Raw genomic sequence first — 16,724 nt, 5'->3', positions numbered from 1 at the left:
AATTCAAGGCCTTTCCGGACCCGCCATCCGCCAGCCTTGCAGCCATTGCGCCCGAAGGTCGGCTGCCAGAGCGGCATTCTCCGGGGCGGCGGTGATATTCCTCGTTTCACCGGGATCGACCCGATGGTCGTAAAGCTCAATCGAGTAAGGCTCCCCGGTCGGCTGACGCCGGTCCACCCACACCGTGAAACGATAACGATCCGTACGCATCGTGTATCCCATCACGTCATGGTCAAACGCCGCCTGGTCATGGCGCGCACCATATTCATGCCTCAATTGCGTCTCGACCGCTGAGATCAGCGGACCAAAAAATGTCCTGCGCATTCCCGTCGAAAGCGGTCGCGCCGCCCACTCGCGAAGCGCCGGAGCAGGAAACTGGCTGAAGGCAGCCTTCTTCCAGGACCGTGCCGGTGCATTCAGCAGGGGAGCAAAACTGGTGCCCTCGAGGGAGGCGGGAATCGGGAGCCCGGCCAGTTCGCAGAGTGTCGGATACACGTCAACGAACTCGACGAGTGCCGGGCTCTTCCGCCCGTTTCCCTCTGCACCGGGTGCGGCAACGATCAGGGGCGCGCGTGTGGCGGCTTCATAGTCCGTCGCCTTGCCCCACATGCCCTGCTCACCGAGATGCCACCCATGATCGCCCCAGAAGACGATGATCGTGTTTCCAGCCAGGCCAAGTTCATCAAGCCGGGAAAGCAGCCGTCCGACCTGGGCGTCCACAAAGCTCGTGCAGGCGGCATAGGCCCGGCGGAGCTCGCGTGCAAGTTCGTCGCTGATTGGCCCGTTGCTTGGAATGTTCGACCGTGTTCGGAGCTCGAATGACTGATGCAATGCCACCCCGGGCGCCCCCTCCGGCGGGTGCGCGGGGGATGCGAGCGGCATGCGCGCCGCGTCGTATAGGTCAAAATACCGCTTTGGCGCAATGAAGGGCAGATGGGGCTTGCGGTAGCCCACGGCCAGAAAGAAGGGTTTGCCGGCGTCGCTCAGCTTCTTCATGGCCAGCAGGGCGGCGTCCGTGGTTCGTCCGTCGCCATAATCGCTGTCGGGACGATCAGCAGCCTCCCATGCCGGACCTGAGGCGAGCCCGTCGATGCCGGTCGATCCAAACTGCTTCAACGCCGCCTCGCGTCGCTCCCGGACCAGTGCACGATTTTCGGGAAGCTGGTACTCGCCGCCGGCATCGTGGACCGGCTCGGTGCCCGCCGGTCGTTGATTCCAGGACCTGGCCTGATCCTCCTGACGCGCATGAAAGACCTTGCCGTAATAGACGGCAGTGTAGCCATTGGCCTTGAAGTGCTGCGGCAGCGTCACGACATCGGGCACCGTATTGCGGAAATAGGTGTCGATATCCTCGATCTTCAGCGTGTCCGGCCGCAATCCCGTGAGCAGACTCGCGCGGCTGGGTCCGCAGATGGCGTACTGGCAGTACGCCCGCTCGAACAGTATTCCCCGGGCGGCAAGGCGATCAATGTTCGGAGATTTGACATACTCAGCGCCATAGCACCTCAGCTCGGGGCGAAGATCATCCACCGCGATGAAAAGGACATTGGGCCGGGCTGCCGAAGCGTCCGGTGTCAGCACGCGGCACAAGGCCCAGACAAGCAGCGCACATCGGGAAAATGCGGGCCGGGACAGGAACCAGGGACTAGCGCGCATGGCGGGACTGGGAAACGTTCTGAGCGGACGCCCGCTGATCGTTTCTGTCAGGAAGCGCCAGTGTCGGACTCTTCCCGGAATTCTGGCGATAGGCCGAGGGAGTTGTTCCGGTCCGCCGCTTGAAGAGGCGGCAGAAGTAAAAGGGATCGTCACATCCGAGAAGATGGGCGATCGTTTCGATCTTCGCGTTGCTTGTGCGAAGGTACTCGCAGGCTTTCTCAACCTTCAGCCTGTTGATGAAGCTGCGCGGGCTTTCGCCGGTCTGACGCCGGAACTGCATCGCGTAGTACGCATGCGACATCCTGGCAACCGCAGCCAGCTCCTGAATGCTGACCTGCATCCCGAGATTGTTGCGCATGACCTCAATCGTCCTTCCAACCCGGGTTTCAACGGTTTCCTGTTCACAGTTCCTGTGGCTGACAAGGCCATGGATGTCGCCGAGGAGGTGATGCAGCGCGCACGAAGCCTGCACCAGGTCCTTGTACGCCTGGCCGCCGTGGAGGATGCCGAGAATCTTCTCGAATGTCTGGACGAAGCTGACTCCGGGCTCGAGGCTCAGGCAGCAGCGCCTGCCGCTGGCGCAGAGCAGGTCATAGTACTGCTGGGCCATGCTGCCGTTGAAATGAATCCAATAGTACGACCACGGGTTGGTCGCGTCCGCCTCGTAGGAATGAAACTCGAACGGACGCAGCAGGGCGATCATGCCGCGCGTCAGGCGATACCTTGCGTCCCTGAGCTGCAAATCACCCGCCCCATCGAGGCAGTACAGGAGCGTGAAGGCCCAGTCTCCATCCGGCCGGGAAACCTTCTGCCCTCGCGCGTTGGGATAGTAGCCGAGCCGGCATGGCAGCAGCGCCGATGTCAGGGGCTGGCGGCTCGCATACTCGATCGCCTTGGTTTCCAGCTTCAGGAACCGCTCCCCGGGAAACGAATCGCGTCCAAGAATCGAGACGAGCTTGCGCCCGTTGAAGTTGAAGACACGCGTATTCTCGTCCGGCATGTACATTTGAAGCGACATGATCTCCCGGTCCGGGTCATTGCTCCTGGATTTTTTTCTGCCGGCGAATTTCATCTCGAACAATCCGGGCCTAGCGTGAGAGGCGCCAGAATGCGTAGTAGAGCAGGATGGCGGCCGCGGCAACGCCAACAGACGCGACCCTGACTCCGCTCCATGGCGTCATATCCATCGCGCCCGCGGAATCTGACGCGCCGCGCCGCTCGGAGTTCGGCACGCGGGGCGCGGCCGGTGCAACCGCCCCGATCACCGCCATGAACAGGCAGAGAAGCACCGTGTTCAGCGCCGCGAGATGCAGCCAGTGGATGTGGATGTCCGAGACGTTGAAGCGGAATCCGAGAAATCCATCGCCCCAGAGGCAGTTGAGCAGGGTCGAGGTGAGGACCCCGAGAATCATCGACGCATTGGCCGCCCAGGCGGGCACCTTGTGACTCAACATCCCCATCACCACGACCGCCAGCAGCGGCAGCTTGAAGGCCGCCATCACCTGCTTCATCATCGTGAAGATCCCCTCCGACGAACCCCCGAGCAGCCCGCTCGTCAGGATGGCGAGCAGAACCATGACGACAGAGAAAATCTTTCCCGCCCTCACCATCTCTGCATCCGAGGCGCCCGGCTTCAGCCAGCTCCGGTAAAGGTCGACGCTGAACATCGTGGAGATGCTGTGCAGCCCCCCGTTGAAGGCGCTGATGACCGAACCCAGGAAAACCGCCGCAAAAATTCCGATCAGGTAGGGCGGAAGCACCGCATCAACGAGCAGGGCGTAGGCGAGGTCGCCATTGCCGATCCGTTCGGGTCCGAACATTTCGAGCGCGATGACTCCCGGAAACACGAGAAAGAACGGGCCGACAAGCTTCAGCGCCGCCGTGGCAAGAATCCCCTTCTGCGCCTCGGCAAAACTCTTCGCACCAAACGACCGCTGCACGATCATCTGGTTGGTGCACCAGTAGAACAGGTTGATGAAGAGCATGCCCGTGAAGAGTGTCGAGAAGGGCACGTTCGACTTCGGCCCTCCGACCGGGTTGATTTTCGCAGGCTGGTGCTCGATCACACGCTGGAGTCCGTCGAGAAATTGACCGTCGCCGAGCTTGTAGACGGCGAGGATCGGAATGAGCAGGCCGCACACAAGCAGTCCTGCGCCATACAGCGTGTCGGAAAGCGCCACCGCCTTCATTCCGCCGAACACCACATAACACGTACCGATGATTCCGATCGCCCAGGCCATCACCTTGAATGACGCCTCCTGGGATATGCCGAGGTGTTCATGAACATGGAAGATCGTGCTCATCGCCAGTCCGCCCGAAAAGAGCACAAACGGCAGGATGTTCAGGACGATCGCCATGATGAAGACGATACCCATGACGCGCCGCGCAGTCGCGTCGAAGCGCTGCTCGAGGAACTGCGGGACCGTCGTGATGTTGCCCGACCAGTATTGCGGCAGGAAATACCACGCCATGGCGATCAAGGCAAAGACCGGCACAACCTCCCAGGCCATCACGACGGCGCCATGGATGGACGCGGCGCCATTCAGGCCGATCAACTGCTCGGTGGAAAGATTCGTGAGCAGCAGAGCACCGGCGACCTGGATCCACGGGAGGCGCCTGCCCGCAAGGAAGTAGGTCTTTGCCTCCTTGTTGTCGAGACCACGCGTTCGCCACCAGGAAACGAGCGCCACCGCCGCCGTCACAAGGAGGAAGGAGGCTAGGGCAAGCGGCAGGTGCATGAATGACGAATAGCGAGACGGGTGCCTGCGGCGGATCGTGCGTCAGCGCGGGACCAACAACTCCTCAGAATGCAAACTTGCTCGTCAGGATCCATTCGATCGGCGGATTGAACCGGTAGAGCAGCACCTCATTCGCCACTGACACCCGCAGGCGTTGATAGGCGTCATTGTTGAACACATTGTTCACGTTCAACTGAAGGCTCCACAGGATCGATCGCCCTCCGAGATTGATCTTGCGACGGTACCCGGCATTCAGATCCACAAAAATCTGCTCAGCGCCCTTGTAGACCTGGTTCACGCGATTGCCGGTGGAATCCTGGGTTGAAAAAAAGCCCACGACGGGGGCCGATTGATAACGCACTCCCCCGCCGATCGAATAGCCCTTGAGCGGACCCTGCGCAAAATCATAGGTCGTCCGGGCGGTCATCTTGTCCTTCATCTGACCGTAGGGCTCCTTGCCGTCCGCAAGAATGTAATTTGCCAGAAGCCCGTTGTCGACCGCGGTCACCTGACTCGCCACCGTGCCGAGTCCGCTTGAAAGCGGCAAAGATCCGTTCTGCAGCCAGAGCGGCCGCCACAAGGCAACATAGGCGCGCAGCTCCGGACCAATGTTCGTCTTCACGGTCGTCTCATGGCTGTAGTTCGCAAAGATGCGCCAGTTGGGGGTGGGATTGGCTGTCAATTCAACTTCATAGCCCTGGGATTTTCCGGAGAACGTCGCACCCGTCGAGGTATCGAGGATCGTGGGAGTGCCGCCAACACTGCTGATAATCTGCTCATACGTGTAGCCCGCGGGGACTGGCACGCCGGCGGTCTCCAGCGTCGTCCAGATCGGATTGATCTGGGATGTGAGTGTCGGAGAAAAGTCGAAGTCGTTCACGTCCGAGGTGTCGAAACGCAGGACGGTGAGAAACAGCCTGTGATCGAAGAGATCGAGCTTGATGCCATAGTCCTTCGACTTTCCGCGCGGCGTGGGCGGCCTGGCGTACGGATCCGTGCCGTCGGGCGAGCGAAGGCGTCCCGTAAAGTTCGGCAGCGCGCTGTTCTCCGCCTGGCTGTAGGTGAGGCCCAGCCAGTCGGTGGCCTGAAAAACTCCGCTGAACGAAATGCTGTTGGCATGCGACTTGAACGGAGTGTGGCTGCGAACGGGCGCAATCACTCCTTCAGTGAAATTCTGAAGCGGAGCCCGCACCTGTCCGCCAAGAAAATCGCGCCGCTGATCGTAGCTGCCTCCCACAACTGTCTTGATTCGATCCTTCCAGAAGGAGCTCTGGATCATCCCAATCGTGGTCGAACCCTCGTTGCGGTTCAACTGGCTGTTCTGATTGAACGGCAGGAACGCTGTTGTGTAGCCGTTGAGGTTGTTGACCGGATACTGCCAGAAATCGCTCATCACGACTTTGTCGGAGGGACCGGAGATGTCGACATAGGTGCGGCGGTAAAAGGAGTTTCGCGCATCCTCCGGTCTAGTCTTGAAGGGGGCGTTGGCGGACACGACGAACTCACGTGCAATATTCTGCGTATCCGTTCCCCAGGTGCGTTCATGCACGCCGGCAAGCGTGTGCTTGCCAAACCGTCCCAGGTCCAGGCGGTAGCTGGTCTGCAAACGGAGGGAGTCGTTGCGATTGTCGACGTCGTTGAACTGCGTTACGGACTCAAGGTAGGTTTTTCCTGCGTTCGGGTTCGGTTTCCCGCTGGGAAGCAGCGGATTCACATCCACCTTCAGGTAGTGGTTCGGCGCACCCTGCGCGTCAAAAATGATATTGTGCCTGTCGAGGCGCATCGCGGCGAGTTCAACGCTCCAGTCCCTTGTGATCGCGTAGGTCAGGAACGCGGAGGAACGAACATAGGACGTGTTCTGGTCGTAGCCGGGCCCGGTGAACGTCGTTTCCTTCGGAAGCACTCCAAAATCGGTGATCGGAAGGGGTTCTCCGTCGACGGACTGGCGAAGCTGCGATGAAAACCGCGTGACCCAGTTCTCAATGCTGCCAGCCGCGGTGTCATAGGAAATCCATGCGCGATTCGCCGCGACGATGCGCTGGATCTGCTGGGCCGCATTGGCCGCGGTCCCGAGGTTGCGCCCCGCCGCGACCCAGTTCGTGTAGGCGTCGTAGCCAATGACCGTGCGCTTCGTCTGCTTGCTGATGTCTCCCTTTTCAAACTCCAGATTCACCTCCGCCTTCGGAGTGATCCGCCACTTGCCCGTCGCGTAGTACCGGGTCTCATCATTGAACTCAAAGTTCCTCCAGGTGTCGGCGCGGGTGTCCATCGCGGCCACGCGAAACGCGAGTTTGCCTTCGATCACCGCCTCGTTGAAGTCGATCTCCGCCCGAAGTCCGTCGTGCGATTTCCCCTGGAGCGAAACATAGCCTTTTCGACCGTTCAGCATCGCGCGCTTGGTCGAGACATTCGTGATGCCTCCCGGCTCACCCACTCCAAAAAGGACAGAATTGGGGCCGCGCGCCTGGTCAACGCGATCTATGCTGAAAGTGTCGAACCGCACATCCGATCGGAAAAAATTCACCGAGTAGGAGCCGCCCTTGAGCCCGCGCATGCGCGTGCTCCGGTTCAGGCTGTTCAAGCGGTTCTGTCCTCCCGAATCCTCGCCGTAGTCATACTCCGTGCTCAGCATGTACTGCATCAGGTCATCCACATTGGTGATAGCGGTGTCCTCGAAAAACTGCGAGGTGAACGCGGTCGTCGGCGACGCAATGTCCTTCAGGCTCGCCCTGACACGACTGCCGCCGAGGGAGCTCTGGACCTGGTAGCCGCGGTCACCCGCACTCGTCACCGTGAAGGGCGAGAGCTCGACCACGTCATCATCCACGGCGTCGGATGTGACAACGGGGGGCGGTTTGCGATCCAGCTCGGAACCATTCGTTCCCGCCGGAACCGGGACTTGCGCCGACAGCTGGCCGGTTGCAAGCAACGCGAGCAGGGCAAACAAGCAACGACGGCCTGCACTGGGGATATTGGGTATCTTTGGGTTCATGGTGGACTGACTGTTTAACGCAGCAAGCGGGGATGATCAACGCATTATTCGAGATGCGATGATCCGTGGGTTCATGGTGAAATTTCAATCTGTCGTCGGTCGGCGCGCACTTTGATCGCACGTCTGAACGTGCGCACCGGAGATGAAGGCTATGGGATAGGGCATCATCGAACCATGGACAAACCGGTCGGGAAACTGGACTTTTCCACGAGCTGCGGCCTCAATGTGGTCCGGCAGCACCAAAATCATCCGCTGTCACACTTGCATGTGGTGAGCCGTGATTTCCGCAGCGATCAGGAATTCAAGCCACCATCGGTAACCAGACCGGGCGTGCGGCGTCTATGCGAAGTGACCACGGCTGGATGTGCACAAAATCCAGCCATTGTCCGGCTTTGTCCATGTTGCCAGACAGCTCGCAGCGTTACCGTCTCCCAGCCCACGTTCCCGATCGCTCTGCCCCCTCCGCTTTTCCCATGACCTCGCGCCAGATCTCCGGCTGCCTGTCCTTCCTCATTATTTCCGCCGCACTGGCGGCGGCGGCGTCCAGCAAGCCCAACATTCTCTTCATCGTCTCTGATGACTTGAACCATTGGGTCGGGACCCTTCATAGAAACCCGCAGACTCAGACGCCCAACATCGACCGTCTGGCGAAACGCGGCGTGAATTTCACGCACGCCTACTGCGCTTCATCCGTGTGCAATGCCTCGCGCTCGGCTTTCATGTCCGGCAGGCGCACGGCGACGATAGGCGTTTATGGAAACGCCTACATGCCCTGGTCCAACTACATCAACGAGGCCGAATGCATCAATGGCTACCTGCGGAGCAACGGCTACGAGACACTCGGCGTCGGCAAGCTCTACCACAAGGGCGGGCCGGGCGCACACACGGAGGGCACACACTGGGACGAATACGTGGTGGGCTTCGGACGCCAGCTCGGCGACGACGATGACGGCGACGACGGAGACGGGCGGCGCGGGCGCAATCGGCGGCCAACAAGCGGCAAGGCCGCCATGGAGACCGACGTGCTTCCTGGAAACAGGCGCATCGGCGAATTCGAGATCGGGCAGCCATCCATTCCGGACAGCGAAACTGAGGACTACAAAATCGCCGAATGGGGAGCCGCTCAACTGGCAAGAAGGCACGATCGGCCGTTCTTTCTGTCCGTGGGCTTTCACAAGCCGCACCTGCCCTGGATCGTTCCGAAAAAGTATTTCGACCTGTTTCCGCTGGAGACGATCCAGCTTCCCCCTCACATCGCTGACGACACGAAGGACCTTCCTCCCGCCGCAATGCGTTTCGCCCACAATTCACGATGGGAACTGGTGATGAAGCAGGGCGGCGAAAATGCCTGGAAGCAGGTGGTGCAGGCCTACCTCGCATCGATTGCCTACATGGACGCTCAACTGGGCATCGTGATCGATGCGCTGGACAAGGGACCCAACTCAGGCAACACCGTCGTCGTTTTCCTCGGCGACCATGGCTGGCACGTCGGTGAAAAGGAACGGTTCGGCAAGTCCACGGTGTGGGAGGAGGCCGCACGCGCTCCGCTGATCTGGGTTGCACCGCAGGTGGCGCCCGCCGGAGTCAACTGCGAGCGCACGGTCGATTTCCTGAGTTTTTTCCCCACCCTTTGCGATCTCGCCGGACTGCCCAAGCCCGCGTACCTGGAAGGCGTCAGCATTCAACCCCTGCTCAAGGATCCGTCCCGGGAATGGAACCATCCGGCGCTCACAACCTACGGCTACAAGAATCACGCCATACGAACCGAAAATTGGCGCTACATTCGGTACGCGAATGGTGATGAGGAGCTCTACGATGAAAACGCAGATCCCCATGAATGGAACAATCTCGCCGGTGACCCCAAACATGCCTCGGTGAAAACCAGCCTGGCCGGATGGCTTCCAAAAACCGACAAGCCTCCCATGAACGGGCAGCCTGTGCTGGAGCGCCGTGCCGAGCGCCGAAAACAGCGCTCCGAGACGACAAGATAGTTCCATGCGCGCCATACCTCCGCTTCTTGCGGCGCTGCTTCCGCTTTCGCTGCTCGGGGCCTCCCCCGCCGGGTCAAACCAAGCAGCCGCGCTCTCCGCCAGGAGACCCAACATTCTTTTCATAGCCGTTGACGACATGAATGACTGGGCCGTCGGTGGACGGCCGCAAGTCCGGACTCCAAACCTCGACCGATTGCGGGCCAGGGGCATCACCTTCACCAACGCCCACTGCGCATCCCCGTCCTGTCATCCCTCGCGCGTCGCAGTCATGACGGGCGTGCGTCCATCGACTTCCGGCATCGACCACAATGTCTATGGGAGGACAACGCCGAGCTGGCGGGCGGGTCCTGACAGCGGAACAGGCGCCCTCGAAAATGCAGTCGTCCTATCCCAGCACTTTCGCAACCACGGCTACCGCGCCATCGGCACCGGAAAAATATTCCACGGCCTGCAATGGGTGGACGGAAGCGAAAACGAGCCAGGCGACTGGGATGACTACTTCCCGAGCGCCAGCGATCAGATTCCTTTTCAACCGCGCCCGGCCGACCTGGTCGACGACAGAGAAGCCGGCATCATCGGCAAGCGGCCCATTGGCGGCGACACCGGCCGACGGGGACAGGTTTTTGGCGCTCATCCATTGAAAGTGCCCGATGAAAGGATGTCCGACTATCAGGTCGTCGACTGGGCCCTCAAGCAACTCGCATCGCCCCAGGACAAGCCGCTCTTCCTGGCCGTCGGCCTCTTCCGCCCGCACATTCCGTGGGAGGTGCCACAGGCCTACTTTGACCTCTATCCTCTCGGTGACGTTCAGCGCCCCGAGGTTCGAGAGGACGATCTCGCCGACACCCATGGCCACAACCGCGTTTCATGGCACCAGTGGGTGCTCGCCAACGAGGAAAAGTTTCAGATGTGGGAGCGCCTTATCCAGGGATATCAGGCGAGCATCACCTTCGCCGACGCACAAATCGGGCGCCTCCTCGACGGATTGAGCACGAGTCCGCTGGCGGACAGCACCATCATCGTCCTCTGGGGCGACCACGGCATGCATCTTGGAGAGAAGCAGAACTGGGAAAAATTCACCCTCTGGAACCGTTCGACGCATGTGCCGCTCATCATTGCACTGCCTGACGGAAGGAACCATGGAGCCAGCGTCCCCGCGCCCGCCAGTCTCATCGACCTCTATCCGACACTCTGCGAACTCGCCGGCCTTCCGATCCCGGACCAGTGCGAGGGAACAAGCCTCGATCCACAACTCATGAATCCGACCCAGCCACGCCGCACGCCCGCCATCACCACGCAGTCGATGGGCCTGCAGAGCGGGCATTCCGTCACGAACGAACGGTGGCACTACATCCGCTACTTTGACGGATTTGAAGAACTCTACGACCTGAACGCCGATCCGGGTGAGTTCACCAATCTCGCTGGAGAAGGTGCACTCGCATCCACAAAGCTTGAACTCCTCGAAGCCTTGAAGGAAAGCGGGGCGCCTCTTGACGGCGTCTATCGACGCGTCGACTCAGGCGCATTGGTGAAACCGCCGCGGGCGCCTGGAAACTAGCTTGGCGGCGGCATCCCTTCGCGCGCTTTTCAAAACAACTTTTCACATCAGTCCCACATGAACATGAATCACCTCCGTCGAGTCCTTTTCGGATTCTCAATCGTCGCCTTTTCGACTGCCGCACTGGCGCAGTCTGACGACCAACTGGCCCAGCTCCTCAAACGATACCCCGACGCGGATGCCAACAAGGATGGCCGTCTCACGGTGGAGGAGGCCTCCGCGTATCGCCGTGTGCTCCGCGCCAGGCGCACGAAGGCCTCCAACAGTGAAGGGGCGGCCAAGGACAATGAGACCGTTTCCTCGAAGAAACCCGCGCCCACCTACAGGAATGTCGCCTACGGGCCCTACGAGCGAAACGTGTTTGACTTCTGGGCAGCCAAGTCGGGTCAGCCCACGCCTCTTGTCGTGTTCATCCATGGGGGCGGATTCGTCAATGGCAGCAAGGACGGCGCCAACCCCGCGATCATTCAGGCCTGCCTGGATGCCGGCGTCTCCTTCATGGCGATCAACTATCGCTTCCGGGCCAGCGCGCCCATTCAGGACATCCTGCGCGACTGCGCGCGGTCCATTCAATTCATCCGGGCAAACGCCGGCAAATACAACGTGGATCCCGCCCGCATAGCGTCCTTCGGCGGATCCGCCGGCGCCGGCACCTCCCTCTGGCTCGCCTTTCATCCCGATCTCGCCGATCCGAAGAATCCCGATCCCGTGCTGCGCGAATCCTCCCGCATCATCGCTGCCGGCGCAAACAACACACAGGCCACTTATGACGTCACAAAATGGGAGGAGTTTCTTGGCAAGCCCAGGGGCGAATGGATTCCCCGGACTGAGACAACCGACTTCTACCACTTCAAGTCGGAGGCGGAGCTGAAGTCCGCGGCCGGAAAGGCGGTTCTGGCCGACGTCGACATGCTCGGGCTCATCACACCGGACGATCCTCCTGTTCTCCTCATCAACAGCATGCCCGACGGCCCCGCCAATGATCGTCAGCACTACGTCCACCATCCCGACCATTCCCGGGCGATCGCGAAACGGTGCGCCGAAGAGGGCGTTTCCGCGACCTTGCTGCTTGTCCAGGCTGAGCCGAAATACTCGGGAGACACCACCGACGCCCTCAGGAAATTCCTCATCAGTCATGTCAAGGGCCCGCTCCCCTCCGCGTCCCCGGCGATCCGCCAGACTGATGTCACTTACGGCAGCGCGGCGGGCGTCACGCTGAAGTGCGACATCGCCGTGCCCGCCGGTGCCGGCCCGTTCCCCGTCGCGCTCCTCGTGCACGGCGGAGGTTGGAGCAAGGGCGACAAGGCACGGCTCGTGGCACCGCTGTTCGAACCGCTCGCAAGTGCGGGCTATGCCTGGGTGTCCATCAACTATCGCCTCGCCCCGGAGCATCGCTACCCGGGAAGCGTCGAGGATCTGGAAACGGCCATTCGCTGGGTGAAGGAACACGCGGGCGAATATCGCCTGGATGCCGGTCGAGTCGCATTGATCGGCGAGTCCGCAGGCGGCCATTTGGTCGCTCTGGTGGCGACCCGTCGAACTCCAGGCTGCGAGGTCGCCGCCGTTGTGCCCTTTTACGCACCGACAAACCTTCTGATGGACGAGACCCAGGCGGTGGCCGCCGCCATCGCCTCCTATTTTGGAATCACCAAGATGAACCCCGAGTCGCGGGCGCTCCTTGGCGAAGCCTCACCCCTGCTTCATGTCCGCGCCGGCCTGCCTCCCTTCCTTCTCATCCACGGTACGGCCGACAAACTCGTCGCCTACGATCAATCGGTCAAGTTTCAGGCCGCACTCCGCGAGGCCGGCGACTCCTGTGATCTGATCACCATCCCCGACGGCGGACACGGCATGGCGTCCTGGGACAAGCTCGGCCTCCCTTACAAGAATGCACTTCTCACGTGGCTCAATGGGCATCTCAGGAAGTAGCTGAAGCAAAGTCACCGGAATGACGTCCGCGCAGTTCAAACTCCAGCATGCCATGAAGACCTCCCCGCTTTTCTCCGCCGCCTTCATCCTCGCCAGCAGCATGGCCGGAGCGGCAACCGCACCAACCTACGCCTTGAGCGGCATCGTCCAGGGCGTGCCCGCGAGCACTTCTCCATCCAATCCCGAACTCACGCGACTCGCCGACGCGGCAGCGGCCACCCGCCTGCTCTACTCGACTGATTCACCCAACCTGCGGGCGACACTCAAGGCCCGCAATGACGCAGGCATGACAACACCGCCCGTGATTGTCTACATGGGAGGCTTCACGACCAACGGAGACGATGTTCCCCGCCTCGAACGGCACCATCGTGACGGCATAGCCATGACGCCCGTGGCGAATCTCGCGACGGCCATCGATGAAAGCGCAACCGAATTTTTGGTCGACAATCTGCTCGGCAGGGAACTCGCGATCAAGGCGTCCACCGCCAGTGTCTCCGATGCAAAGGATCCGACAAGGTTCTGCTTCTGGATCCGGCTCGACGACGAATTCGTGAAAGTGACCGCCGTGGACGCATCATCGCGCCGAATCACCGTCGAAAGAGGTTTCGCGGGAACCAAGGCGATGCCGCATCAAAAGGGTGTTCCGGTGCTCACCCCCGTTTATCTTGGCAATCGGAAGCAGCTTGACCACGCCCGGCACACCAACAGCTGGCCGGACGGGCCCGACTACCTGCGTTATGCGGTGAATCCCGGGCAGTTGTCCGCCGCGCAATTCAAGGCGGATCTCGTCATTCGCATGATGAAGGCGGGCTACGACGGAGCCTGGTTCGACACCTTTCAGCCCCGCCCGTACAATCTCTGCGACGCGCTTGGACGGCCAGTCGCGTATTTCTGGGACTTCGGGACGAAACGAGTCTACAGCATTGAATCGTACCTCGCTGCTATCGGAACGTATGTGCGCAACATCCGGAGGATCGTGCTCGCCTCGACCGGCAGACAGCCCGTGCTCTATGCAAACTCGGCGAGCGGCACCTATGCCATCGGCGTCAAGACGCTGTTCAACAACGCCACTCAGCATGATCTGCTCGACGGCTATTGCTTTGAGGACTCCTACATCCGCGTTGAAGCCAAACGGGCCAAATCCAATGGCATCGCTGTCAAAGCCGCCTTTGTTCCGATCACCGGGGAGAAGTGGGAGACGAATCTTATCAATCACGCCGATGCAGCGAGCTCGGGACTCAGCGGCATCTGCATGGCCGGTCCGGCCGGATATCTCGCCGCATTCCTGAACGCCGCGCAGCCGGACTACGAGCAGTTGCTGCGTTTTTCCTACGGCTCCTACCTGCTCACAGTCACCGCTGCACGTTCAACCTCCTTTGGGCTGCCCCTGCTTGAAACGGACCGGGGAGCGATTGCATGGCCCGCAATGCTCTTCGCTCCGATCGGAGATCCCATCCAGCCCAACAACATCACCGCGCTGAAGCTCGCCGATTCCCCCTGCTACTCGCGGGAATTCGAACACGGCCTCGTCATCGTCAACCCCTCCTCGGCCACCGCGCCTGCAGTGAGAGTCCCGCAAGGCTATGTGGACGCCATCACCCGCCAGCCAGTTGAATCCGTAACGCTTGCCTCGGCGGACGCCGCGCTGCTGCTTCGCCAGGCGCGCTGAAATTCCCGCAAACGAAATTGCAGTGACCAGCCGCTCAGTCTTCCATTCCCATGCCATGAATCTGAAACCCGTGCTCACTGCCGCCCTGTCGATGGCGGCTGGTTTCGTCGCGTTTGCCGCACCGAAACCGAACATAGTATTCATTCTCGTTGACGACCTCGGCTACGGCGACGTCGGCGTTTTCAATCAGAACCAGCGCAGAGAGTCAGGCGATCGCGCCCGCCCCTGGTTCACGACGCCCGCGCTCGATCGCATGGCGGCGGATGGCGCGCGTTTCACACACCACTACGTTGCCGCGCCGGTGTGCGTCTCCTCGCGATCATCCCTCCTCCAAGGTGTGACGCAGGGCCATGCAAACGTGCGGAACAACCAGTTCGACGAGGCCATCGACGAAAATCACACGCTTGCGACGGTGCTTCAAGCGGCTGGCTATTCGACTGCTGCGATCGGCAAGTGGGGGCTCCAGGGAGCCAACGACGCACCTCCCCCCAACTGGCCCGCGCACCCGCTCAATCGCGGGTTTGACTACTACTACGGCTACATCCGACACATCGACGGCCACGAGCACTACCCAAAGGAAATGCTGTACTTCAAGGAAAAGGCCAGGGAACGCGGGCCAATCTTTGTTTGGGAGAACCGGACTGATGCCACAGCTCCCCTCGACAAATGCTACACCACGGATTTGTGGACGGCACGTGCCAAGAAGTGGATCACCGAACAGAACGCAGCGAATCCGGCGAAGCCGTTTTTCCTGTATCTCGCCTACGACACCCCGCACGCGGTCCTCGAACTCCCCGCGCAGCCCTATCCAGCCGGCGGCGGCATCAAGGGAGGCGTGCAGTGGCTCGGCACGCCTGGGCATGCCATCACCACGGCCTCGGGCGTGCCCGACTCCTGGATGGACCCGAACTACGCCTCCGCCACCTACGATGACGACAACAACCCGTCCACACCTGAAAAGGCCTGGCCGGACGTCTATCGCCGGTACGCAACCTGCGTGAGCCGAATCGATGCCGCCATCGGCGACCTGTTCCAGCTTCTGAAGGATCTCAGCATCGACGACAACACCCTCGTCGTCTTCTGCTCCGACAACGGCCCCTCAGTCGAATCGTATCTGCCCGAGGACTACAGCCCGCAGTTCTTCGATGGCTACGGCCCCTTCGACGGCATCAAGCGCGACTGCTGGGAAGGGGGCACGCGCACACCCGCCATCGTGCGCTGGCCGTCCGGCATCAAGCCCGGCCAGGTTCTCGCAACTCCATCCGCTACGTACGACTGGCTCCCGACGTTTGCCGATCTTGCCGGACTGCCTGCTCCAGCCCGCGCGGATGGCATCTCCCTCGTGCCTCTGCTGACCGGTCAGGGCAGGCTCCGTGATCGGAGCGGCATCTATATCGAGTACGAGAATGCAACCCGCACGCCGGATTTCCCCGAATTCGAGCCCGGCCACCGCGGCAGGAAACGCGGACAGATGCAGGTGCTCCGTGTCGGTGACTACGCCGCCGTACGCTATGACATCAAGAGTGCCGATGACGACTTTGAGATCTACAATGTCGTCACGGATCCAAAGCAGGCCCGCAATCTCGCGATGGATCCGGCATTCGCGGCCCGCCAGCGCGAGTTCAAGGCGCTCGCGCTGCAGTCCCGGCGCCCGGAGAAAACCGCGTCGCGCCCCTATGACAACGAACTGGTGCCGGCGACCACGCCGGCCTCCCCCGTCAAACCGGGGCTTTCGCGAGGCTACTTTGAGGGCAACTTCCCCTGGGTGCCGGCCTTTGACGGCATGCAGAGCCGCAAGACCGGTGTGCAGCGGAGCCTGGGACTCGAAAGGCAATCGATCGCGAAGGACGCGGGTCTCCTCCTGACCGGATACATCCAGGTGCCGACGGATGGTGAATACACCTTCACGCTGAGCACCGACACGGGCGCAGTCATGCGCCTGCACGACGCCACAGTCATCGACGCCGATTTTGGCTATGCGGGCGGGGCCGTTCGAACAGCGACGATCCGGCTGAAGGCGGGCCTTCACCCCATCCATCTCGCCTACCGGACGAGGACCGGAGCCAAGCCATCGCTGGACGTTCGATGGAGCGGTCCCGAATTCAGCATGCAGCCGATCCCGGCGAACGCATTGAGCCACGCCACGCCGGAATAAGCGGACAGCCGTCCGTCCGAATGCCACCAGGCGTGG

The 16,724-nt window shown here is 61.2% G+C and carries 9 protein-coding genes; 5 read left to right on the top strand and 4 right to left on the bottom strand.

The annotated features are described in order from the left end of the window. Positions 1 to 3 precede the first annotated feature (3 nt). From HS122_09940 to HS122_09925, 4 genes are all read right to left on the bottom strand, one after another. Positions 4 to 1,656, bottom strand: a complete 1,653-nt coding sequence (locus HS122_09940; protein MBE7538720.1) for a sulfatase — start codon at positions 1,654 to 1,656, stop codon at positions 4 to 6. Continuing rightward, positions 1,646 to 2,674: an AraC family transcriptional regulator gene (locus HS122_09935; GenBank protein MBE7538719.1), complete on the bottom strand. Its 1,029-nt coding sequence runs from the start codon at positions 2,672 to 2,674 to the stop codon at positions 1,646 to 1,648. Before HS122_09935 ends, HS122_09940 begins: the two co-directional genes overlap by 11 nt. 70 nt (positions 2,675 to 2,744) lie before the next feature. Further along, positions 2,745 to 4,394 carry a solute:sodium symporter family transporter gene (locus HS122_09930; protein MBE7538718.1) on the bottom strand — a complete coding sequence of 550 codons (1,650 nt, stop codon included), beginning with the start codon at positions 4,392 to 4,394 and terminating at the stop codon, positions 2,745 to 2,747. Between the two features lie 64 nt (positions 4,395 to 4,458). After that, a complete protein-coding gene (locus HS122_09925; GenBank protein ID MBE7538717.1) occupies positions 4,459 to 7,386 on the bottom strand; it encodes a TonB-dependent receptor in 2,928 nt (975 codons plus the stop codon). Between the two features lie 473 nt (positions 7,387 to 7,859). On the opposite strand from HS122_09925, the gene HS122_09920 reads away from it, so the two are divergent. The 5 genes from HS122_09920 (at position 7,860) to HS122_09900 (ending at position 16,688) form a co-directional block, all read left to right on the top strand. After that, positions 7,860 to 9,377 carry a sulfatase gene (locus HS122_09920; protein MBE7538716.1) on the top strand — a complete coding sequence of 506 codons (1,518 nt, stop codon included), beginning with the start codon at positions 7,860 to 7,862 and terminating at the stop codon, positions 9,375 to 9,377. Positions 9,378 to 9,381: 4 nt separating this feature from the next. Beyond that, positions 9,382 to 10,935 (top strand): sulfatase, encoded by a 1,554-nt coding sequence (locus tag HS122_09915; GenBank protein MBE7538715.1) that lies wholly within the window; start codon positions 9,382 to 9,384, stop codon positions 10,933 to 10,935. 63 nt (positions 10,936 to 10,998) lie between these two features. Then, a complete protein-coding gene (locus HS122_09910) occupies positions 10,999 to 12,864 on the top strand; it encodes an alpha/beta hydrolase (protein MBE7538714.1) in 1,866 nt (621 codons plus the stop codon). A gap of 52 nt (positions 12,865 to 12,916) precedes the next feature. Continuing rightward, positions 12,917 to 14,533 (top strand): hypothetical protein, encoded by a 1,617-nt coding sequence (locus tag HS122_09905; protein ID MBE7538713.1) that lies wholly within the window; start codon positions 12,917 to 12,919, stop codon positions 14,531 to 14,533. Positions 14,534 to 14,588: 55 nt separating this feature from the next. Next, a complete protein-coding gene (locus HS122_09900; GenBank protein ID MBE7538712.1) occupies positions 14,589 to 16,688 on the top strand; it encodes a sulfatase-like hydrolase/transferase in 2,100 nt (699 codons plus the stop codon). The last annotated feature ends 36 nt before the right edge of the window (positions 16,689 to 16,724 follow it).

It is taken from the genome of Opitutaceae bacterium, from assembly GCA_015075305.1.
In the GTDB taxonomy this organism is placed as follows: Bacteria; Verrucomicrobiota; Verrucomicrobiia; order Opitutales; family Opitutaceae; genus UBA6669.
The sequence above is the reverse complement of the archived record's forward strand: the minus strand, read 5'-3'. Positions and strand labels throughout refer to the sequence as shown.